Source organism: Yeosuana aromativorans (assembly GCF_014646655.1).
GTDB classification, from domain to species: domain Bacteria; phylum Bacteroidota; class Bacteroidia; order Flavobacteriales; family Flavobacteriaceae; genus Yeosuana; species Yeosuana aromativorans.
In genome coordinates, this window is record NZ_BMNR01000005.1 from 301,192 (window position 1) to 323,210 (window position 22,019).

The following is a 22,019-nucleotide window of genomic DNA, read 5'->3' on the forward strand; positions in this document are numbered from 1 at the left end:
GTACAAGAAACTCTTTGGTATTGAAAATTGTATAAAAATTGCCTTAACTTGCTTATTGCGTAAAGGTAATGTAATTTTTATGTATGAAAAAATAAAAAATAAGAGTGTAAATATGAAATCCTTAATCTTTAGGAGCATATCCGTGTATGGATTCAAAAATTTCATCAAAGTTTGCCCTTAGATAGGCATTCAATTTTTTTCGATATTCCCCTTTAAGCCATTCCACAAAGTTAAAGGTACTTTTGCTGATGCATTTTGTGTAACGATTAATCCTGAAATCAATATCATCACCCAGTTTTTTAGCCAACGCCAACGCATCATAGACATCTTCACTGTTTTCTATGCATATTTTGGCATGTTGCGCAATGGAACGTTCTAAAACCACTTTAGAGGATTCCCCATTTCTAATGGAATCCACGTAGGTTTCATGAACATTAAAGGTCACATCTTCAGATTTTGAAAACTCTGCGCGCAATTCATCGGGCATTTCATACCTAAAATTGCTCTCAAGCTCTTCATCACTTAATAAGGAGTCTAAATAATAGTTAGGAGACCTAAATATGCGTTGCCAATCTAAATTATCACCCCACGGTCCAAAACGATGGAAATTGTTACCCAAATCAATAACATCAAATGTTTTTTTGTTTTTCAAGATCCTGGAACCACGACCTATCATTTGATAATACAAGGTTAGGGATTTGGTTGCTCGGTTCAAAATAATACTTTCCACGGTTGGTTCATCAAATCCTGTGGTTAATATACTGACAGATGTTAAAATGGCATCGGGTGTTTTTTTAAACCACTTTAAGATAAGTGCCCGTTCTTTTTTGGTGTTGGTATTGTCTAAGTGCGCAATTGGATATCCAGCAGCTCTAAACGTGTCATAGACATGCAAGGATGTATTGATACCATTATTGAAAATCAGTGTTTTTTTGCCTTTTGAACGTTCTTCATATGCATTCAAAAGTTTGGTAAGCATGTCGTTATCAGTATACAAATCCTCTGATGATTTGACTGTATAATCACCATTGGCACCAACAACTAAGGAAGTTAAACCAACATTATAGGTAAACATTTCCGCACGAGCCAAAAACCCGTTTTGTATTAATGACTCAATGCTTTCACCAACAATCAATTCATCATAATTGTCGGTCATTGGCAATTCAATATTAGAACTTAAAGGTGTTGCAGTTACCCCAAGGATGAAAGACTTACTAAAAAATTTAAACAGTTTAGTAAACGAATTATAATGGGCTTCATCAATGATTACCAAACCAATATCAGAAATATCCAATTTATCGTCATTCAAGCGATTGTTCAAAGTTTCCACCATAGCCACAAAGCAGCTGTACTCGCCTTGGTCGCTCAAATTGGCTTTGCTATCCACCACTTTATTGACAACCCCAAACTCAGTAAGAACCGCTGAGGTTTGCTTGCAAAGCTCAATGCGGTGCGTCATTACTAATACCTTCTTATTGTGATGTTTTAAATACTGTCTAACAATTTCAGAAAATATGACGGTCTTACCACCGCCTGTTGGTAACTGATAGAGCAAATGATAGTCATCTGGCGCTTCTTCAAAACGTTTAAATATTTTGCTAATAGCCCCTTTTTGGTAACTATATAAATCCTTACCTACTTTACGATCTTCTAAATCTGATTTTTTTGACATCCCTTAATCTTGACAGGGTGCAAAAATAACACCTTTAAAGGGTTTTTGACGAATGATTGCTTTTAATTTTTTAATAAAATTCAAATAAAACTATATGATGATTTCATTATAGTGGGTAAAATAATTCCTATTTTTACAGTCAAAACCATTAAAAAATCATGGACATAAACGACAAAAGCAAAACAAAATCATATATAGCGGCAACTGACAGATACGGACACATGGTGTATAACCGATCCGGTAAAAGCGGCGTGCTTTTGCCCGCTATATCATTGGGTTTATGGCATAACTTTGGTTTTGTTGACAATATCCATAATGCACGTGAAGTGTTGCGATGTGCATTTGATTTGGGAATCACGCATTTTGACTTGGCCAATAATTACGGACCGCCTTTCGGATCAGCAGAAGAGAATTTTGGCACTATTTTTAAAGCTGATTTTAAACCGTATAGAGATGAACTTTTTATAGCATCAAAAGCGGGATATGATATGTGGCCCGGTCCCTATGGAAATTTTGGCTCCAGAAAATATTTAATCGCCAGTTTGGATCAAAGCCTAAAACGCATGGGATTGGATTATGTAGATATTTTTTACCATCATAGGCCAGATCCGGATACACCTTTAGAGGAAACCATGGGAGCTTTGGCAGATATTGTTAGGCAAGGCAAGGCGTTGTATGTTGGCATATCCAACTATCAACCTGAAGAAACCCAGCAAGCAGCAGATATTCTCAAGCGTTTGAATGTTCCTTTTATACTGCATCAAGCACGCTATTCCATGTTAGATCGTTGGGTTGAGGATGGGCTTTTAAGCACCTTGGAACAAAACGGCGTTGGCTGTATTGCTTTTTCTCCATTAGCACAGGGTATGCTTACGGACAAATACCTGAATGGCATTCCAAAAGATTCCAGAGCCGCTAAAGATTTCACCTATTTGGATGTGGAAACGGTTCATTCAAATCTAGAGAAAGTAAAGCAGTTATCATCTATAGCACAACAACGTGGGCAAAAACTATCACAAATGGCTATTGCATGGATTTTAAGACAGCCACAAGTTGCATCGGTACTGATTGGTGCTAGTTCTGCCAGGCAATTGATTGAAAATGTTCAATCCATAGATAATTTGGAATTCAGTCCAGAAGAATTAAAACAGATTGAAACGATAATATCTTAATTTATTGGCTATTCTTTTACTATAATAATGGTGGCTTTAACTCCTGTTGCCAAATTCCATCTGTTTGAAGATACTAAGTTGCCCATGTCATCAACTACTTGGAACTCTGCCGTATTTGGCCCAGATTCTCCTTGGTTTAAGGCTACAAAATCTATTTTATTGAATCCTTTTTGCAAGTTGAGTTTTATGCCTTTAAACCCGCCAGTTAAATAGACACTGGATTGAATTACGTCATCATTTAATCGAACCTGAATTAAATCGCCATCAACTTCGCCAAAATCACGATAGACAACATTTACAAATTTAGAATTGCTTTTAAAATCACCGAAATACTGATCGGTTGTACTGCCATTACGTTGTTCAACCTCTTGTGGAGATAGTTTTGTGCTTTCTAAATTTTTATTGACTTGCTTTTCATACAATTCTCCTGGATTGCCAAAGGTTTCTCCAAACATAGAGAATTCCTTTTTTGGCTCGTTTACATTTGAATTGGACTTAGGAATGGTCATTCCGTTAAATGAGTTGTTTTGGTTTGGTTTTGAAGGAAGCAGTTTAAACGTATCGGCGGAATCTTTCTTGCTTTCTACTGCTGGAATAGATCTGGATTTATTTTGACTATCAATTTGTGCATGAGCTGCTATTGAAATCAAGATAAATATATAGTATATAAAATTAAATTTCATTTCCTTTAAAAATTACATAAACGATTCTAAGGCCAATTTATTTTTAATGGTTTATTGACCAAAGATATTTTATTATCACAAGTAGTTCTATACTCTGTACATGTTTTTTGATTCATTTAACAAAAACCGTTCCTATTATTTGTTGTTATTGGTGATTTGCTAACTCCTCTCCTATTTGTTTCATCATAAATATGTTAAAAATTGTTAATTTATTATTATGTTATACATAGTACTGTAACAAATTTAATTCTTGGTCGTCTATAAAGTATAAAACAATCAAAAACATAGAAACCATGAGAACATTAGACAGTAACAAATTAACAGAATCATTAAAAAATTCTAAAAGCCATCTTTGGAATTGTAAAAGACGCTTTAGATAAGTATCACAAAAAAATAATCATCAATCAAAAAAAACAAACAATCATGAAAACTTTAAACAGCAATGAATTATCAGGAACTTTAAGTACATCTAAAAGTTACAATTGGAACACAAAAAGACGTTACAGATAACTTTTTAATTACAAATTATTCAACAATCAAAAAATAAACTATTATGAGAACTTTAAACAGCAATGAATTTTCAGGAACCTTGAGTCCTGCTAAAAGTTACAATTGGAACAGCAAAAGACGTTACAGATAAGTAGCGTCTTTAAAACCATCATCAATCAAAAAACAATGAGAACAATCAACAACATATCAAAACGAATAAACCGCTTAACTACAGAAAATTTTTCTGTGAACAAACGAATCATAAACTTCAATAACTCCATTGAAGCTCTATGGGTAGGATCTAAACGGTATGCTCATTAACCTTTAACTTAAAACTTACAAGAACATGCAGCTAAAAAATTAATCGAGTCTAGAAACCAATTTCTAGACTTTTTTTATTGTAGTGTATCTTTTGGCACCCCGTAATCAATATAAATCTTTTTCCACCCCCAATCTTTTGCTGCTTTGACATCTATGCCCATATAAATATCTATATGGTTTCTTTTACGGCTGTGCATTTTGTCCTTCACAAAATAGACGCCTTCAAATCCTTTTATTTTAACAGGTGTATTGTATTTTAAGCCTTTCTTCAATAAATCACTTGACACGGCTATGTATTTCATACCCGGTTTTAAACTATCACCAAATGCGGTAATACTTGGATTGGAATCTGTTTGACTTTTAAGCGAATTGTATGCCGTTGCGGTTACTTTAATGGTATGCCAGGTATAATTTCGCTCAAATTCATCATGTTTGTCCTTACAACTAAAAGTCAACAAAATAACACATAATATATAAAGCCTCATGTTCATGTTGAAGAATTTTAAATTTAAAGATACAATTTTAATCGAAAAAGAAATCTCCAAGATTCTACTTCGGGATATGATAAAAAAAAGAGAGTTTTTAGCTCTCTTTTTTTTAAAATTTCTTTTTTTAAGAGATTTTAATATTCTTAAGTGGTTTTTTCTTGGCTTCATCTCGTTTTGGAAGCATAATCTTCATGATACCATCTTTATAGGATGCTGAAATTTTATCAGTATCAACAGATTCTGGTATTGAGAACGTACGCTTGAACGAAGAATATCCAAATTCCCTACGTGTGTAATTTTCAGTATCCTCATTTTGTTCTGTTTCCTTTTCAACACCTATTGACAATAGATTATTATCCACATTGATATCAAAATCAGATTTATCTAATCCAGGAACTGCCATTTCTACCACAAATTCATTGGCGCCATCAATGACATTTACCGCTGGTAAAGTTATACCAGTATTGAAATTAGACATAAATTCATTTCCAAAACTTTTACCTAGAAAATCATCAAACCATGAAGGTAAGCTTGGTAACGAAGCTAAATTATAGTCATGGTTTCTTTTGTTACCGTTTTTAATTGTTGGAATTAAAGTGCTCATAACTAAATATTTTAAAAGTTAAACATTCAATTTTTAATTGATATTATGCAAATAAAATACCAATTAAAAACACCTGAATTTTTTTCAGTTCAATCTGACATTTTTTCAGATTAAGACACTAGTTAACAAGTGTTTAACTTAATATTCCAATAAACTTTTTAATTCCGATTCAAATGTGTTCTTAGGAAGATATTGTTCTTCCAATTGTTTTAAAAACGGTATCGGTGTTTCCAAACTGGCAACGCGTTTTACAGGAGCATCTAAATATTCAAAACAATGTTCCATGATAAGTGCCGAAATGTCACTGCCAATACCTCCAAACAACGAATCTTCCTGTAGAATTATGGCACGACCTGTTTTTTTAACCGAGGTATAAATGGTTTCTGTGTCCAACGGCTGCAGAGTTCGCAAATCTATGACATCGGCTTGTATGTCCAAATTATTATCTAATGTTTCTAATGCCCAATGCACTGCTGCCCCATAACTAATAATGGTTACATCATCTCCTTTCCTTAGTACAGAAGCTTTACCAAATGGTAAGGTGTAATAATCTATTGGAACCTCTTGGCGAATGCTTCTATACAATCCTTTATGCTCAAAAAATAAAACAGGGTTTGGGTCATTGATAGCTGTTGCCAATAACCCTTTAGCATCATATGGAAACGCAGGATACACCACTTTTAATCCGGGTGTTTTGGTAAACCAGGCTTCATTAGTTTGTGAATGAAATGGTCCAGCGCCAACACCGGCACCACAAGGCATTCTGATAACAACATCGGCTTGTTGTCCCCACCTGTAATGTGATTTTGCCAAATAATTTACAATGGGATTAAACCCTGAGGATACAAAATCCGCAAATTGCATTTCAACAACACTTTTCATCCCTGCAATGGAAAGCCCCATGGCAACTTCTACAATTGCCGATTCACAAATGGGCGTATTTCTAACACGTTCTTTGCCAAATTGTTTAACAAATCCTTCGGTTATTTTAAAAGCCCCTCCGTATTCTGCAATATCTTGTCCCATGATAACCAGATCATGATGACGCTCCATGCTTTGCTTCAACCCATCAGAAATAGCATCTATCAATCGTAATTGGTTTGTTTCTGGTTTTTTTTCAATTTCCTGATATTCAAATGATTTATATACATCATTTAATTCGTTTGTTTTATCAGGAACAATATCGTCTTCATCAAAAGCAATCTTTAAATGTGTATTGATTTCGCTTATTATATCTTCCTTAATAGCTATCTCTAACGATTCATTCAAGACCCCTTGATCCTTTAAAAAAGTTTGGAAATTTATAACCGGGTCTTTAGATGCCCAAGTATCCATAAGCTCCTGCGGAATGTATTTAGTACCACTGGCTTCTTCATGGCCACGCATTCTAAAGGTTTTAAATTCCAATAAAATAGGTCTTGGTGATTGCCGCATACTGTCCGCAATGGCTGTTACCCTTGTAAAAACTTCAAGAATATTATTGCCGTCAATAATATGGCTTTCCATGCCATATCCAATACCTTTATCGGCAATATGTTCACAACGATATTGTTCATTTGTTGGTGTAGACAGCCCATATCCGTTATTCTCTATACAAAACAGGACGGGCAGCTGCCATACAGATGCAACATTCAACGCTTCATGAAAATCACCTTCACTAGTTCCGCCTTCACCAGAAAACACAGCTGTCACTTGATTTTTATTTTTTAAATTACTGGCTAGAGCAATGCCGTCAGCTACGCCAAGTTGAGGTCCCAAATGGGAAATCATACCAATGATTTTGAATTCTTGTGTACCAAAATGAAATGACCGGTCACGACCTTTTGTAAATCCAGACGCTTTTCCTTGCCATTGTGCAAATAATCTGGAGAGCGGAATCTCCCTAGTTGTGAATACTCCCAAATTACGGTGCATGGGCAAAATATATTCATCCATGTTCATCGCCATGGTAACACCAACAGAAATAGCTTCTTGACCAATGCCTGAAAACCATTTGCTTATTTTTCCTTGACGCAATAAAACAAGCATTTTTTCCTCTATCAATCTAGGTTTTAAAAGATTTTTATACAGCAGTATTAAGGTATCATTATCAATATCTTGAGTGTTATACTGTATTGTGTGTAACGCGATTGGAGAACTCATATTCTGGATTTTCAAACTGACTCAAATATACCACAAATTGATTATTTGTAGTAAAAAGTTACATAAAATACAATGTTTGAACATGATTATGTTTTTGTACATTTGTATTGATAGACTTCTAAAAACAAACTTATGAATCATATTCCAAGTGTTAATTTATCTGATTTTATTTCTGGTGATGAAAACAAAAAACAGAAATTTGTTGAAGAAATAGGCAAAGCTTATGAAGATATAGGCTTTGTTGCCTTAAAAGGTCATTTTTTAAATGATGCCCTAGTAGAAAAATTATACACAGAAGTTAAAAAGTTTTTTAGTTTACCCCTTGAAACCAAACAGAAGTATGAAATACCCGGAATTGGTGGGCAGCGCGGTTATGTGTCATTTGGAAAAGAAAGTGCCAAAGGCAAAAAAGAAGGGGATCTCAAAGAATTTTGGCATTTTGGACAATATGTTGAAAATGATCCAAAGTTAGAAGCTGAGTATCCAAAAAACGTAATCGTTGAAGAGTTACCGGAATTCAATACAGTAGGAAAAGAAGCCTATAGAATGCTTGAGAAAACTGCTAAATACGTTTTACGTGCCTTAGCCTTACATTTAAAATTGGAAGAAACCTACTTTGATAACTATATTCATAACGGCAATTCCATTCTAAGACCTATTCACTATCCTCCAATTACCGAAGAACCCAAAGAAGCCGTGCGAGCGGCAGCTCATGGTGACATTAACTTGATAACGCTTTTAATGGGTGCTCAAGGACGTGGGTTGCAAGTGAAAAACAATAAAGGCGAATGGATTGATGCCATTGCCGAGCCTGACGAATTAATGATTAATGTTGGTGATATGCTCTCAAGGCATACCAATAACAAGTTGAAATCCACCATCCACCAGGTTATCAATCCACCTCGTGAACTTTGGGGTACATCACGCTATTCCATTCCGTTTTTTATGCACCCCATTAGTGATATGAAATTGGACGTGCTTGATAGTTGTATTGATAATGATAATCCTAAACAATATGACGATATTACCGCAGGTGAGTTTTTGAATGAGCGTTTAATCGAGCTTGGACTCATAAAAAAGTGATGTAATCCCAAAAAAAGCAAACAGCCATATGGATTTGCAAGACCAGTTAAAAAAACTATTTCCGGAGCACACTTCAGAAGAAACGTCCAATGAAAGTGATGACCATTCTATTTGGATGCAGGATGATCCCATTTTATGCAAATATGAAAAACGAAAAGGCAAACCCATTACGATATTAGAGGGTTACACAGGAGCTAATGAAGACTTTAAAGCCTTGGCAAAAGAAATCAAAACAACACTGAGTGTTGGCGGAAGCTTTAAAGACGATAAAATAATTATTCAAGGGGATTACCGAGATAAAATTATGCAACTATTAAAAGACAAAGGATTTGCCGTCAAACGTGTGGGAGGTTAATCTATGGATGCGCATCCACTTCATATTACCAACGGAAGCAGTTTAACCACCATCTTAAAAGATCTTGATTTTACTGGCGATATCCTTACATGGGAAGAAATGCTCTGTGAAGGACCGACCATCTACAATATAAATTCAGACGAGTTTTTAAAAATCCGAGCGTCGTTTTTCAACTCATATTATAATGTCGATTTAAACATTAAGGAAATAAAAGACGACCTAGATATACTTAATCACACAGAAAACTATACCGAAATCATTCTTTGGTTTGAATATGATTTGTTTTGCCACATTAATATGATTGCTGTCATAGCCTTGCTACATCAAAAAAAAATAGACTTACCACTTTATTTGGTTTGCAGTGGCAGAATTGAAGGCGAAAAAAGCTTAAAAGGCTTATCAGAACTGACAGAAAACCAATTAAATAATCATTTTAAAAACAAAGTAAGGCTCACTAAAAACGATATAGATTTAGCCATTTCAATCTGGGATATTTATTGTGGCAAAGACCATAACCTTTTAAAACCCTACATTGTTAAGCGTTCCAATTTTGAATATTTAAGCAGTTGCCTAAAAGCACATTTAGAACGTTTTCCTGATTCAAAATCAGGGCTCAACGTCTTGGAAACCAATATTCTTGAGATCATTAAAGAGAAAGACATAAAATCAGAGAACCATCTATTGGGTTACGCATTAAACTATCAGGGCTATTATGGTTATGGTGACATCCAATTTACAAGAATCATCAAATGCCTGAGAATATTTTTTTCAGAAGATGAAAAAGGGATATCCCTTAACAGGAAAGGTCATGAAGCCTTATTGGGACAGCATAATTTTTCTTTGGAAATCAATAATGCCATTGAATTTGGGGGCGTCAATAAATTGGACTTTCAATTCAGCAAAAAACAAAATAAACTTATTAAAACCATATTAAATGCCTATTAAAGAATCTGAACTTATTTTAAATCCTAATGGTAGTGTTTATCATTTGAATTTAAAACCTGAAAACATAGCGCAAAACGTCATTTTTGTTGGTGACCAAGACCGGGTAGAGAAAATAACAAAACATTTTGACACCATAGAATTCAAAATCCAAAAACGTGAATTCAAAACCCAAACAGGAACTTATAACGGTAAGAGAATAACCGTTATTTCAACTGGCATTGGCCCTGATAACATTGATATTGTTCTAAATGAACTGGATGCCTTGGTCAATATCGATTTAACTACCAGGCAACCCAAAGATAACCTGACCAGCTTAAACATTTTAAGAGTTGGCACATCAGGTTCGTTACAAGATGATATTCCTGTTGATTCATTTGTTTTGAGTACACATGGGTTAGATTTAAACGCCATGCTTCATGCATATCAGATAGATGCTGTATGCAACCCTGATATTGAACAGGCGTTTGTTAAACATACCAACTGGAACCCAGATAAAGGACGACCTCTCATTATAGGAAATAGTAAATCCATACAAGAAAAGTTTGAAAGCAATCAAGTATTTAAAGGTATTACCGCAACTGCTGGAGGCTTTTATGGACCTCAAGGTCGTGTGTTGCGATTACCGTTACAAGACCCAGAATTAAACCATAAAATTGATTCATTCAACTTTAAAGGCAATAGAATTTCAAATCTTGAAATGGAAACATCGGTTATTTATGGACTTTCAAAACTGTTGGGCCATAATGCCTTATCGCTTAACGCCATAATAGCCAATAGGGCTAACGGGACTTTTAGCAAAAACCCTGGGTTGGCAGTTGAGAATCTTATTAAATATGCTTTGGAGCGTATTTAACAAAAACAATTGAACTGAATGATAAAAATCAATATAGGCGGTGTGCCAGAACACTTTAATCTGGCTTGGTATTTAACGCTCAAAAATGGCGAATACAAAGAAAAAGGAATCCATTTAAGATGGTATGATTATCCGGGGGGAACTGGTGTTATGTGTGAGGCTCTTAGGAATAAGGATATTGATATAGCCGTTATTCTTACAGAAGGTATTATAAAAGACATTATAGAAGGAAACAATAGTAAAATTGTGCAAACTTTTGTACAATCGCCTTTGGTTTGGGGCATTCATGTTGCTCATGATTCCCATTATAAAACCATTTCAGATTTAAAAGGAACTAAAGCAGCCATCAGTCGATATGGTTCTGGCTCACACTTAATGACCTACATTAATGCCAAAAACAATCATTGGAATTTGGAAAATGACCTTGATTTTGAAACCATTACAGATTTGAACGGTGCTGTTGAGGGTTTGACCAATGGTAAAGCTGATTATTTTCTTTGGGAAAAATTCATGACAAAACCTTTGGTAGATAATGGCACGTTTAGATGCATAGGCTACTGCCCTACACCTTGGCCTTGTTTTGTCATAGCAGTACGTGAAGAATTTCTTAGGACCAATTCAGAGGATGTAAAAACCATTCTTAACATTATTAATAAAACTACTTTAGAATTTAAACTTATCCCAGATATTGACAAAACCATAGCCAATCGTTATGGACAAAAAATAGAAGATGTTCAAGATTGGTTGCTCATCACGGAGTGGTCTCAGCATATTATGGATGAACAAACGGTTTTAAACATTCAAAAACAGCTTTTTGATTTAAAAATCATTCCTGAAATTGTAAATTACAACAGCCTGGTTCAAATCATATAATTAAAACAATTCATTGCAATCTATATCCAACGATTGAATAAAATCCACAGAAGCCATTATATCATCGTGTAAAACCCTGTCATCTGTAACAAATGACACCTCTTGCCTATACACTTTTAAAAGCGCCTCAATAAATTGTGATGACTTTAAGGGCTCCCTAAAAAACAAGGCCTGCGAGGCATTGAACAGTTCTATGGCCAAAATACGTTCTACATTATTGACCAAACTATACGCCTGTGTGGCTGCATTGGCTCCCATACTAACGTGATCTTCCTGTCCGTTTGATGACACAATGGAATCCACACTAGCGGGTGTAGCCAATTGTTTATTGGCACTTACAATACTTGCCGCTGTATATTGCGGAATCATAAACCCGGAATTCAAACCAGGGTTATTTACTAAGAACACAGGTAATCCACGTAAACCTGATACCAATTGAAAGGTTCTTCGCTCTGAAATATTTCCAAGCTCCGCCATGGCAATCTTCAAATAATCAAAAGCTAATGCCAAAGGTTGTCCATGAAAGTTGCCTCCAGAAATAATCTCATCTTCTTTAATAAAAATATTAGGATTGTCTGTAACCGAATTGATTTCGGTTAAAAACGTTTTGCTAACAAAATTAATGGTATCCTTACTGGCGCCATGCACTTGTGGCATACATCTAAATGAGTAAGGGTCTTGTACATGCTTCTTTTTTTGCTTGATCAATACACTATCCGTTAAAAACTCCCGTATTCTTTTGGCCGTTTGCAATTGACCATTATGGGGCCTTACCAAATGCACCAGCTCATTGAAAGGCTCAATACGGCCGTCAAAAGCATCCAAAGACATACTGCCTATCAAATCAGCCAAATAAGATAATTTATAAGATTTCAATAATAAATAAATCCCATAAGCGCTCATAAATTGCGTTCCGTTCAAAAGCGCCAATCCTTCTTTTGACAATAACCGTATGGGGGACCAATTAAATTCATTTAAAACATCTGTAACAGATTGCTCTTTACCATTGCGCACAACGTTGCCTTTTCCTATTAAAGGTAATGACAAGTGAGCCAAAGGTGCTAAATCACCAGAGGCACCCAATGAGCCTTGTGTATAGACAATGGGCAAAATATCATTATTGTAAAAATCAATTAATTGCTGCACGGTCTCAAGCTGAACACCACTGTGACCATAACTTAATGATTGAATCTTAAAAAGCATCATCAACTTTACAATATCATCAGGAACACGCTCGCCAGTACCACAAGCATGGGACATCACTAAATTCTCTTGCAAAATAGTCAGATTTTCTTTGGATATCTTAACATTGTATAAAGCTCCAAAACCCGTGTTAATACCGTATATAGGCTTGTTTTGAGATTTAAGCTTTGAATCTAAATAAGCTCTACAATTATTGATTTTTTCTTCAGACTCCTTAGAAAGTTTAAGTACTTTTTGTTCAGAAATAATACTGCTTATAGTCGCCAGATCAAGAATTTCTGAAGAGATTATATGACAATTGCTCATTCAATTATAATTTAATTCAAAAGTCTACATTCAAACCAAAATACACAAACAAATGTTAATAATTAATACGTTTTCCTACCAAAAAAATATAATTTTTTTACATTTACGGCCATAAACTGAGGAAAATGAAAAAAACGATAATTTTATTAAGCGCATTAGGATTATTAGCTTGCAAAAAAGAAACCAGGGATTACGCAACACTTTCTGGAAAAATAGTTAATAAAAACAGTGATTCCATTTTGATAAGAACCCGTGATTACTCTAAAACCATTGATGTAAATTCTGATGGAACTTTTAGGGATACTTTGAAAGTAGAACCCGGTGTTTACAACTTATTTGACGGTAAAGAATCCACCTACTTGTTCTTAAAAAATGGTTATGATATTGATCTAACTTTAGATACAAAAGAATTTGACGAATCAATTAAATATACTGGAATTGGTGCTGAAAACAGTAATTTTTTGGCAAAAAAATCATTGATGGAAGAACAACTTTTGGACCAAGATAAATTAGCAGATCTTGATTTGGATGGTTTAAAAGCAGAATTGCAATCCGTTAAAAATAAACTGAATGAATTTTATAACAGTCAAAAAAACATTGATACCCTTTTAATAAACAGTGCCAATAAAAATTTGGAGCCCATGTTAAACATGTACCAAAAATATTTTGAAGGCGGCATTGCATTAAGAGAAGAATTGAAACAAGGTACTAAATCACCAACATTTGAGGATTATGAAAATTTTGACGGTAGTAAAACGTCATTAAAAGATTTAGCAGGCAAATATGTTTATGTAGATGTCTGGGCAACTTGGTGCGGTCCTTGCAAAGCTGAAATTCCCTTTTTGAAAAAAGTAGAAGAACAATACCATGATAAAAATATCCAATTTGTAAGCATCTCAATTGATGATGACCGGTCACACGGCGGCTCTTGGGATAAAGCCAAAGCGGATTGGAAAGCTATGGTCAAGGATAAAGAATTGGGAGGTATGCAATTATTTGCGCCTAATGGATGGCAATCAGAATTTGTAGAAGCTTATAAAATACAAGGCATCCCAAGATTTTTATTGATAGGCCCTGATGGTACTATTGTAAATCCGGATGCCCCAAGACCTTCAAGCATTAAACTTATTGAACTTTTTGATAGTTTAGAAATATAAAACTGACAAATAAAAAAAGCTGCAAAAAGCAGCTTTTTTTATTTAACTCTCTTTCTTGTTTTCAGTATTGTCTTCAACTGGTTCCGGTTGTTTGAATAAATCCAAATAAGCGGCACCAAAATATTCTATAACATGACTGGCTATTAAACTTTGGTAGCCATAATCCTCAACAGCAATATCGGCCGATTTTCCATGTAAATAGACCCCAAAAACAGTAGCTGATAAAGCATCGTATCCTTGGGAAATCAAGCCAGTTATAATACCGGTCAACACATCGCCACTGCCCGCCGTAGCCAAACCTGGATTTCCAGTTGAATTTATATAGAGCATATTGCCATAAACCGTTATGCTATGGGCACCCTTAATAACAAGGATAACATCATGTTTTTTTGAGAAAGCCTTAGCCTTTTCTAATTTATCAAAATCATCAGACCACTTCCCTATCAATCGTTCCAACTCTTTGGGGTGTGGTGTTAAAACCGTCTGTTTTGGTAACAACTTTAAAAACGATTGGTTTTTTGCCAATATATTAATGCCATCGGCATCAATAACAAGTGGTGTATTGTTATGCTTTAAAAAATTCTCCAAAGCACTTATAGTTTTATAATCGGTTCCCATACCAACGCCTACTGCTATTACCGAAGGTGCTATTTCAAAATGAATATCAGTAATATGGTTTTCGTCATTGTCCGTTATTACCATAGCTTCTGGAAATGAAGCCTGTAATGCCGTGTACCCACATTTTGGAATATAGGATGTTACTAATCCACAGCCTGAAGACAAAGCCGCCCTACTAGCTAAGATAACAGCACCTATTTTGCCATAGCTGCCACCAACAACCAAGCAATGCCCAAAATGTCCTTTATGTGAAAACGGATCTCTTGGTTTGTAAATAGGCAAAACCTCATATTTTCCAATAATTACGGCATCCGTTTGTGTTGTCTGCATAAATTCAGCATCCAAACCGATATCCAAAACTTCCCATTGTTTGGTGAATTGTGCAGTTTCAGGCAGAAAAAAGACCAGTTTTGGACAGGTAAAACTTAAGGTGTAGGATGCATTAACAATACCCGATTCATGCTCAGGTGTCTTATCAAGATATAATCCAGAGGGAATATCTATCGACAAGGTAAATGCGTTAGACGTTTTAAAATGGCGGAACAACGCTTGTACCCAATTGGCGACAGGTCTGTTTAAGCCCACACCAAAAACAGCATCAACTATAATGTCGTCTTGGGCAATCATTGGAAAATCTTCTTCACTTTCCATAAGTATTGGCCAATCTTTGGTCACATTTTTAATTCGATCATAATTAATCAAAAAATCCTTTGATCGCTTATGACTATAATTGACCACATAGGTTTTTACAGAATACCCAGCTAAAATCAAATGCCGCGCCAACACCAATCCATCGCCTCCATTGTTTCCAATGCCACAAAATACGTGAATAGGTACTTGGGCACCTTGCATCCTTAAATGCATCCAATTGAAAATTTGTTCACCGGCACGCTCCATTAAATCAGTAGAATGAATGCCTTGGCGCTCTGTGGTTAGTTTGTCGCCTTCATAAATTTGTTCTTTGGAAAATATTTTCATCTCTTCTAAAGGATTATTAATTTTTTCAAAACCATGTGCTATTTATACTTTTTATGAGATAAAATATACTGCTGGCTAAGAATTTTGTAAAAATCTATGTTTTGTTTTTTTATTAGCTTAAAAGTAATACTTTTGGAATGTTTATAACAAAAAATGAAACATTTAGAACAACATACAACCTTGTTTTTTTCTTTTTTAGATAAAGGAACTATGTCTTTTTTTGGAACAACTACTGGTATTACAACCCCTTGGGGTTGTTAATTATATATTCTTCAGGCAATTTTTGTGAATTTTACGCTCACAAACCCAAAACATATTTTTTCAATTCTCAATTCATTAACTAATGAAGGTTTTAAAATTTGGCGGAACATCCGTAGGTTCTGCAAAAAACATAAATAATGTCATAGACATCTTAATAGCAAATTCTAAAAGCAATTCTATTATTTGCACTGTGTCTGCTGTTGGTGGCATCACTGACAAACTACTGTTGGCTGGTAATTTGTCTAAAAATAAAGATATTCTGTATGAAGACATGTTTCATACCATCAAAAATAGTCATATTGGGATTATTGAAGAATTAATCCCAAAAGACAATCAACATGTTATTGAAGAAGTCTCCAAAAAACTAGACGATTTAAAAAACCTATTGGATGGTATTTTCCTGATTAACGAATTATCTCCTAAAACGTCTGATAAATTGGTGAGTTTTGGTGAGTTATTGTCTTCTTACATCATTGCTGAAACCATGAAAAGCAGAGGGTTGTCAGCTGCACTTAAAAATTCACAGGAACTAATTGTAACCAATTCAAATTTCACCAAAGCAGAAGTGGATTATGCAGTTACCAATAAAAACATCCAAGAATATTTTAAAAACGCTAAGCAGAAAATAACAATCATTCCAGGGTTTATTTCCAAGTCAAAATCTGGTGAACAAACAACCCTTGGGCGAGGCGGATCGGATTTTACGGCAGCCATCGTTGCAGCGGCATTACAAGTGGAACAATTGGAAATATGGACCGATGTAAGCGGCATGTTTACCACCAACCCCAAGTTGGTAAAACAAGCCTACCCCATTGAAAAATTATCCTATCAGGAAGCTATGGAATTATCTCATTTTGGTGCTAAAGTACTCTATCCACCAACCGTGCAACCTGTGTTGGATTTGAACATCCCCATTCATATAAAAAACACATTGGAGCCAGAGGCCAAAGGTACCATTATCTCTAAAGATGTAAATGGAACCACCTCCCCTGTAAAAGGAATCAGCAACATCAACAATATTGCATTATTGACACTCCAAGGCAATGGTATGGTTGGTATTCCTGGGTTTTCAAAACGATTGTTTGAAACCTTGGCACAAGAGAAAATCAATGTCATCCTGATTACTCAGGCTTCGTCTGAGCATTCTATTTGTTTGGGTATTGATGAACAGGATGCCGCTGTTGCAAAGACAGCTATTGATGCGACGTTTGAAAATGAAATTGCCATTCACAAAATTGACCCGTTGATTGTTGAAACCGGACTATCCATCATCGCGCTTGTTGGAGATAACATGAAAAACCATCAAGGAATCAGTGGTAAAATGTTTAGTGCCTTAGGGAAAAATAATATTAATATCAGGGCCATCGCACAAGGCGCTTCCGAAAAAAACATATCAGCCGTCATATTGCAAAGTGACGTCAAGAAAGCTTTGAATACGCTTCACGAACAGTTTTTTGAAACCAAAACCAAACAACTCAACGTGTTTATTACCGGCGTTGGAAACGTTGGTGAAAAATTGGTGGAACAAATCAAACAACAAAAAAAGTACCTAAAGGAAAACCTGAAAATCAATTTACGCGTAACGGGTTTATCCAATTCACGAACTATGGTGTTTAACGATGAAGGTATTGATTTGAATACTTGGAAAGATCAGTTGCAAGCTGGCGAAAAAGCGTCTCTGGAAGGATTTTTCAATACTGTAAAACAGATGAACCTACGCAACAGTATTTTTGTAGATGTAACAGCCAATAGTGAGGTAGCCAACTTGTATGCCGATTATTTAAGACAAAGCATTGGTGTCGTGGCCTGTAATAAAATTGCGTGTTCCAGTAATTTTGAAAATTACAGTTTATTAAAACGTTTGTCGTTAAAATACAACGCTCCGTTTTTATTTGAAACCAATGTGGGTGCAGGATTACCAATTATTGATACCTTGAATAATTTAATAGCATCAGGCGATAAGGTTACTTCGGTACAAGCGGTTTTATCGGGAAGCTTGAATTTTGTGTTCAATAATTTTGATGATACGACCAAGTTTTATGATGTGGTTAAACAAGCAGCTGCCGAAGGCTATACCGAACCAGACCCGCGCATTGATTTGAGTGGTGTGGATGTGGCCAGAAAAATCTTGATTTTGGCCAGGGAAAGCGGTATGGAATTGAATTTAGAGGATATCATAAACACCCCGTTTTTATCAGAATCAGGCCTAAAAAGTAACACGGTCGATGATTTTTACCAAACGCTTATAAAAGACGAAAGCCACTACCAAGGTTTGTATGCTTCAGCTAAAGCAAAAAACTGTCAGTTAAAATATGTAGCTGAATTGAACAACGGCAAAGCACAAGTTGGGCTAAAGGAAATCCCTGAAGGCCATCCGTTTTACAACCTTAAAGGAAAAGATAATATTGTAATGTTTTACACGCATCGTTATCCAGAGCAACCCATGATTATTAAAGGTGCCGGCGCTGGAGCCGATGTAACCGCCTCTGGATTATTTGCGGACATCATACGAATAGGAAACAATTAAAAAGCAACGGTCATTACGAGGAGTCAAACGACGAAGTAATCTATTAAATTAATAGATTGCCACAGCAAATTAAAAATTTGCTTCGCAATGACACAAACAATTGGATTTAATGAAAAACGAAATAAAAATATTTTCACCTGCAACGGTAGCCAATGTGGCCTGTGGTTTTGATGTCTTGGGATTTTGTTTGGATGGCATTGGTGATGAAATGATTGTTAGAAAGACAGACAAAAAGGGTATTTACATCACCAAAATAAAAGGGTTTGATTTACCCTATGAAACAGAAAAAAATGTAGCAGGTGTATCCGCATTAGCGCTTATTGAAGATGCCAAACCTAATTGCGGATTTGAAATAGAAATCTGTAAGAACATCAAACCAGGCAGTGGTATTGGCAGCAGTGCCGCCAGCGCCGCCGGTAGTGTGTTTGCTATCAATGAATTACTTGGAAAGCCTTACAACCAAACACAACTTACCTATTTTGCCATGAAGGGCGAAGCCATTGCCAGTAAATGTGAACATGCTGATAATTTGGCTCCAGCTATTTTTGGTGGATTTACCTTGGTAAAAAGCATCAATCCGTTGGAAATATTACAAATTCCAACTCCTGATGCGCTGTACGCAACCATCATTCACCCTCAAATTGAAGTAAAAACCTCTGAAGCAAGAGCTATTTTACCAACCGAAATTCCGTTGCAACATGCCATTACACAATGGGCCAATTTGGGTAGTTTGGTTCATGCATTGCACACCAATGACTATGATTTAATTAGTAGATCCTTACATGATGTAGTCATTGAACCGTATAGAAGTCAGTTGATTCCTCACTTTAAGGAAGTAAAAAAAGCGGCCTTGGGTGCAGGGTCTTTGGGTTGTGGTATTTCTGGTTCTGGACCATCAATTTTTAATTTAAGTAAAGGTATTGAAACTGCTAAAAATGTTGAAGTTGCAATAAGAAATATTTATAAAAATACAGCTATTAATTTTGATACATACGTCTGTAAAATCAATACACAAGGCATGAAAATTTTAAATGTATAGCTGTCAAAACGAGGAGTGAAACAACGTGGTAATCTCATTTAAATTAATACAGATAGCCACAACAAATTATAAATTTGTTTCGCAATGACAAAATGAACAAATTAACTTAGAATGAACTATTACTCATTAAACCATAAAGCACCAAACACAACCTTTAAAAATGCTGTCATTAAAGGATTGGCACCAGACAAAGGGTTGTATTTCCCTGAAAGTATAACACCGTTACCAAAAGCTTTTTTTGATAATATCGATTCGTTATCAAATACCGAAATTGCTTTTGAAGCTATTAAACAATTTGTGTCTCCTGATATCCCTGTATCCGTTTTAAAAACCATTGTTGAAGAAACCTTGTCGTTTGATTTTCCTGTTGTTACGTTAAGTGACCATATTTCAACTTTAGAACTGTTTCACGGACCAACCATGGCATTTAAGGATGTTGGAGCCCGCTTTATGGCACGCTGTTTAGGGCATTTCAATCAAAACAATGACAAAGAAGTTACTGTTTTAGTTGCTACTTCAGGTGATACCGGGGGTGCCGTTGCCAATGGTTTTTTAGGAGTTAAGGGTGTCAACGTAGTCATTCTCTACCCTAGCGGAAAAGTCAGTGATATCCAGGAAAAACAACTGACTACCTTAGGTCAAAATATCAAAGCTCTGGAAGTTAATGGTACATTTGACGATTGCCAAGCTATGGTCAAAACCGCCTTTTTGGATGAAGCCTTAACCAGTAAGATGCAATTAACATCAGCAAACTCCATAAATGTAGCGCGTTGGTTGCCCCAATTGTTCTATTTTATGTTTGCTTATAAGCAATTACATAACCAATATAAAAATATTGTGTTTTCAGTACCTAGCGGAAACTTCGGAAATATTTGCGCCGGTATGATGGCCCAACAGTTAGGATTGCCAATCAATCATTTTGTAGCTTCAAATAATGCCAACAATGTAGTAACCCGCTATTTGATTTCACAGCTTTACGAACCCAAACCGTCTGTACAAACTATTAGTAACGCCATGGATGTGGGTGCGCCAAGTAATTTTATAAGAATTCAGGAAATTTATAAAAACAAATTTGAAAACCTAAAAGACAATCTGTCTTCATATAGTTTTTCAGATGATGAAACCAAAACTGCCATGTTGGACATCCACAATAAATACAACTATGTGGCTGATCCGCATGGTGCCGTGGGATATTTAGGCTGTCAAGCCTTTTTAAAAGAACACCCTGATTCACATTGTGTGTTTTTGGAAACCGCCCATCCCACCAAGTTTTTGGATGTGGTTGAAGCTGTTATTAAAGAGAAACAACCTCTTCCTGAACAAATACAATCCGTTATGGATAAGAAAAAGGAATCGGTTGTTATTTCAACTTATGAGGATTTAAAGGCATTTTTAATTGACAGAAAGAAATAGATTCATGAAATACAAAATTAAATATGTATTAATAATTGCGTGTTTAGTACTAGCGTGTTCTTCCAAAAACGACAATTGTAAAAAAGAAATAATTGTTCAGTATGAAACCACTATAACAAACCCTTCAGGAACAATATATATTCCTGAAGTTGTTCAGGAAGTCCCCTGTGATTATCCTGAACCTGATGATGCGAGCCCAATATCTGAATCTGGAATGCTTGAGAATTTTACTTATGAAGTTATAAATTTCACATTTACACCAGACACGGGACATAATACCAATCGTTTGCAATTTGAAATAAAGCTTAACAATTTAAACGACTTTAAGGTCTATGGAACACCTATGCTCACCACCGTTGCTGATGGCCTTCAAGTAAAAGGAAGCTATTCAAACAATGCATCTTCCCCATGCAATTCAATTGATGCCAACTCCAGTTGCACGTTAGTATTTGATCACGAAGACTCATTAGATTTAGGTATTGTAAACTCCATAGAATTAATCAATGTAGAGTATTTTGTTGGCAACTGATTTTTACAAAATTTAAGTAATTGACTACAATAGATTGGATTGGTTTTTTAGGCGTCTTTCAAATTTTGCTGGCTTATGTATTGAATGTCACTGGAAAAGCCTCCAATAAGAGCTTGATTTTCATAATACTCAATCTTACCGGAGCCACCATGGCTTGCATAGCCTCCATCTTATTGAATTATTGGCCGTTTATCATTTTGGAAGGGGTTTGGGCACTGGTTTCTTTATATTCGCTAATTTCCTATTTCAAAAGACATTAGATAACCTTTGTTGAAAAAAAAATGATACCTTCGTTTAACTGCTGATAT

20 protein-coding genes are annotated in these 22,019 nt (G+C 35.4%); 13 read left to right on the forward strand and 7 right to left on the reverse strand.

All coding sequences use genetic code 11. From position 1 onward, the window contains the following. Positions 1 to 121 precede the first annotated feature (121 nt). Entirely contained in the window at positions 122 to 1,672 is a 1,551-nt protein-coding gene (locus tag IEW94_RS12705) for a DEAD/DEAH box helicase (RefSeq protein ID WP_188653628.1), read from the reverse strand. Between the two features lie 158 nt (positions 1,673 to 1,830). Here IEW94_RS12705 and mgrA point away from each other — a divergent pair, with 158 nt between their 5' ends. Continuing rightward, on the forward strand, positions 1,831 to 2,844 hold the full coding sequence (mgrA, locus tag IEW94_RS12710; protein ID WP_188653630.1) for an L-glyceraldehyde 3-phosphate reductase: 1,014 nt from the start codon (positions 1,831 to 1,833) through the stop codon (positions 2,842 to 2,844). 8 nt (positions 2,845 to 2,852) lie between these two features. On the opposite strand, the gene IEW94_RS12715 is transcribed toward mgrA, so the two are convergent. Continuing rightward, positions 2,853 to 3,527, reverse strand: a complete 675-nt coding sequence (locus IEW94_RS12715; RefSeq protein WP_188653632.1) for a hypothetical protein — start codon at positions 3,525 to 3,527, stop codon at positions 2,853 to 2,855. Between the two features lie 675 nt (positions 3,528 to 4,202). Between IEW94_RS12715 and IEW94_RS16985 the strand changes: the two genes are divergently transcribed. Further along, positions 4,203 to 4,337, forward strand: a complete 135-nt coding sequence (locus tag IEW94_RS16985; protein WP_262890543.1) for a hypothetical protein — start codon at positions 4,203 to 4,205, stop codon at positions 4,335 to 4,337. 74 nt (positions 4,338 to 4,411) lie between these two features. On the opposite strand, the gene IEW94_RS12720 is transcribed toward IEW94_RS16985, so the two are convergent. The 3 genes from IEW94_RS12720 to IEW94_RS12730 all read right to left on the reverse strand — a co-directional run bounded on the left by IEW94_RS12720 (position 4,412) and on the right by IEW94_RS12730 (position 7,571). Further along, positions 4,412 to 4,828, reverse strand: coding sequence for a 3D domain-containing protein (locus IEW94_RS12720; protein ID WP_229669522.1), 417 nt, complete (start codon positions 4,826 to 4,828; stop codon positions 4,412 to 4,414). Between the two features lie 121 nt (positions 4,829 to 4,949). Further along, positions 4,950 to 5,429, reverse strand: a complete 480-nt coding sequence (locus IEW94_RS12725; RefSeq protein ID WP_188653634.1) for an Hsp20/alpha crystallin family protein — start codon at positions 5,427 to 5,429, stop codon at positions 4,950 to 4,952. Between the two features lie 138 nt (positions 5,430 to 5,567). After that, the gene (locus IEW94_RS12730; RefSeq protein WP_188653636.1) at positions 5,568 to 7,571 is read right to left on the reverse strand and encodes an alpha-ketoacid dehydrogenase subunit alpha/beta; all 2,004 of its coding nucleotides are present in this window, start codon (positions 7,569 to 7,571) and stop codon (positions 5,568 to 5,570) included. A 132-nt stretch (positions 7,572 to 7,703) separates the two neighbouring features. Between IEW94_RS12730 and IEW94_RS12735 the strand changes: the two genes are divergently transcribed. Genes IEW94_RS12735 through IEW94_RS12755 form a run of 5 tightly spaced genes read left to right on the forward strand, consistent with a single transcriptional unit; the run spans position 7,704 to position 11,680 of the window. Next, on the forward strand, positions 7,704 to 8,654 hold the full coding sequence (locus tag IEW94_RS12735) for an isopenicillin N synthase family dioxygenase (protein ID WP_188653638.1): 951 nt from the start codon (positions 7,704 to 7,706) through the stop codon (positions 8,652 to 8,654). A 28-nt stretch (positions 8,655 to 8,682) separates the two neighbouring features. Beyond that, complete coding sequence (locus IEW94_RS12740; protein WP_188653640.1) at positions 8,683 to 9,009, forward strand: translation initiation factor; 327 nt, start codon at positions 8,683 to 8,685, stop codon at positions 9,007 to 9,009. A 3-nt stretch (positions 9,010 to 9,012) separates the two neighbouring features. Beyond that, the gene (locus IEW94_RS12745; protein WP_188653642.1) at positions 9,013 to 9,954 is read left to right on the forward strand and encodes a DUF1835 domain-containing protein; all 942 of its coding nucleotides are present in this window, start codon (positions 9,013 to 9,015) and stop codon (positions 9,952 to 9,954) included. Further along, entirely contained in the window at positions 9,944 to 10,807 is an 864-nt protein-coding gene (locus IEW94_RS12750; protein WP_188653644.1) for a nucleoside phosphorylase, read from the forward strand. Before IEW94_RS12745 ends, IEW94_RS12750 begins: the two co-directional genes overlap by 11 nt. An 18-nt stretch (positions 10,808 to 10,825) precedes the next feature. Continuing rightward, complete coding sequence (locus tag IEW94_RS12755) at positions 10,826 to 11,680, forward strand: substrate-binding domain-containing protein (protein WP_188653646.1); 855 nt, start codon at positions 10,826 to 10,828, stop codon at positions 11,678 to 11,680. Here IEW94_RS12755 and hutH read toward each other — a convergent pair whose 3' ends face one another. Further along, the gene (gene hutH / locus IEW94_RS12760; RefSeq protein ID WP_188653648.1) at positions 11,681 to 13,189 is read right to left on the reverse strand and encodes a histidine ammonia-lyase; all 1,509 of its coding nucleotides are present in this window, start codon (positions 13,187 to 13,189) and stop codon (positions 11,681 to 11,683) included. 125 nt (positions 13,190 to 13,314) lie between these two features. On the opposite strand from hutH, the gene IEW94_RS12765 reads away from it, so the two are divergent. Continuing rightward, on the forward strand, positions 13,315 to 14,346 hold the full coding sequence (locus tag IEW94_RS12765) for a TlpA family protein disulfide reductase (protein ID WP_188653650.1): 1,032 nt from the start codon (positions 13,315 to 13,317) through the stop codon (positions 14,344 to 14,346). Between the two features lie 42 nt (positions 14,347 to 14,388). Here the strand turns inward: IEW94_RS12765 and IEW94_RS12770 are convergent, their stop codons facing one another. Continuing rightward, positions 14,389 to 15,942, reverse strand: coding sequence for an NAD(P)H-hydrate dehydratase (locus tag IEW94_RS12770; RefSeq protein ID WP_188653652.1), 1,554 nt, complete (start codon positions 15,940 to 15,942; stop codon positions 14,389 to 14,391). A 343-nt stretch (positions 15,943 to 16,285) separates the two neighbouring features. Here IEW94_RS12770 and thrA point away from each other — a divergent pair, with 343 nt between their 5' ends. The 5 genes from thrA (at position 16,286) to IEW94_RS12795 (ending at position 21,971) form a co-directional block, all read left to right on the forward strand. Then, positions 16,286 to 18,730: a bifunctional aspartate kinase/homoserine dehydrogenase I gene (thrA, locus tag IEW94_RS12775; protein WP_188653654.1), complete on the forward strand. Its 2,445-nt coding sequence runs from the start codon at positions 16,286 to 16,288 to the stop codon at positions 18,728 to 18,730. Between the two features lie 109 nt (positions 18,731 to 18,839). After that, entirely contained in the window at positions 18,840 to 19,769 is a 930-nt protein-coding gene (locus tag IEW94_RS12780; RefSeq protein ID WP_188653657.1) for a homoserine kinase, read from the forward strand. Positions 19,770 to 19,880: 111 nt separating this feature from the next. After that, positions 19,881 to 21,182: a threonine synthase gene (thrC, locus tag IEW94_RS12785; protein ID WP_188653659.1), complete on the forward strand. Its 1,302-nt coding sequence runs from the start codon at positions 19,881 to 19,883 to the stop codon at positions 21,180 to 21,182. Positions 21,183 to 21,186: 4 nt separating this feature from the next. After that, complete coding sequence (locus IEW94_RS12790; RefSeq protein WP_188653660.1) at positions 21,187 to 21,711, forward strand: hypothetical protein; 525 nt, start codon at positions 21,187 to 21,189, stop codon at positions 21,709 to 21,711. Positions 21,712 to 21,731: 20 nt separating this feature from the next. Continuing rightward, a complete protein-coding gene (locus IEW94_RS12795; protein ID WP_188653662.1) occupies positions 21,732 to 21,971 on the forward strand; it encodes a CBU_0592 family membrane protein in 240 nt (79 codons plus the stop codon). The last annotated feature ends 48 nt before the right edge of the window (positions 21,972 to 22,019 follow it).

Coding starts and splice junctions, on each gene's coding strand:
- IEW94_RS12705 (WP_188653628.1), bottom strand. CDS start 1,672: ATGTCAAAAAAATCAGATTTAGAAGATCGTAAAGTAGGTAAGGATTTA.
- mgrA (WP_188653630.1), top strand. CDS start 1,831: ATGGACATAAACGACAAAAGCAAAACAAAATCATATATAGCGGCAACT.
- IEW94_RS12715 (WP_188653632.1), bottom strand. CDS start 3,527: ATGAAATTTAATTTTATATACTATATATTTATCTTGATTTCAATAGCA.
- IEW94_RS16985 (WP_262890543.1), top strand. CDS start 4,203: ATGAGAACAATCAACAACATATCAAAACGAATAAACCGCTTAACTACA.
- IEW94_RS12720 (WP_229669522.1), bottom strand. CDS start 4,828: ATGAACATGAGGCTTTATATATTATGTGTTATTTTGTTGACTTTTAGT.
- IEW94_RS12725 (WP_188653634.1), bottom strand. CDS start 5,429: ATGAGCACTTTAATTCCAACAATTAAAAACGGTAACAAAAGAAACCAT.
- IEW94_RS12730 (WP_188653636.1), bottom strand. CDS start 7,571: ATGAGTTCTCCAATCGCGTTACACACAATACAGTATAACACTCAAGAT.
- IEW94_RS12735 (WP_188653638.1), top strand. CDS start 7,704: ATGAATCATATTCCAAGTGTTAATTTATCTGATTTTATTTCTGGTGAT.
- IEW94_RS12740 (WP_188653640.1), top strand. CDS start 8,683: ATGGATTTGCAAGACCAGTTAAAAAAACTATTTCCGGAGCACACTTCA.
- IEW94_RS12745 (WP_188653642.1), top strand. CDS start 9,013: ATGGATGCGCATCCACTTCATATTACCAACGGAAGCAGTTTAACCACC.
- IEW94_RS12750 (WP_188653644.1), top strand. CDS start 9,944: ATGCCTATTAAAGAATCTGAACTTATTTTAAATCCTAATGGTAGTGTT.
- IEW94_RS12755 (WP_188653646.1), top strand. CDS start 10,826: ATGATAAAAATCAATATAGGCGGTGTGCCAGAACACTTTAATCTGGCT.
- hutH (WP_188653648.1), bottom strand. CDS start 13,189: ATGAGCAATTGTCATATAATCTCTTCAGAAATTCTTGATCTGGCGACT.
- IEW94_RS12765 (WP_188653650.1), top strand. CDS start 13,315: ATGAAAAAAACGATAATTTTATTAAGCGCATTAGGATTATTAGCTTGC.
- IEW94_RS12770 (WP_188653652.1), bottom strand. CDS start 15,942: ATGAAAATATTTTCCAAAGAACAAATTTATGAAGGCGACAAACTAACC.
- thrA (WP_188653654.1), top strand. CDS start 16,286: ATGAAGGTTTTAAAATTTGGCGGAACATCCGTAGGTTCTGCAAAAAAC.
- IEW94_RS12780 (WP_188653657.1), top strand. CDS start 18,840: ATGAAAAACGAAATAAAAATATTTTCACCTGCAACGGTAGCCAATGTG.
- thrC (WP_188653659.1), top strand. CDS start 19,881: ATGAACTATTACTCATTAAACCATAAAGCACCAAACACAACCTTTAAA.
- IEW94_RS12790 (WP_188653660.1), top strand. CDS start 21,187: ATGAAATACAAAATTAAATATGTATTAATAATTGCGTGTTTAGTACTA.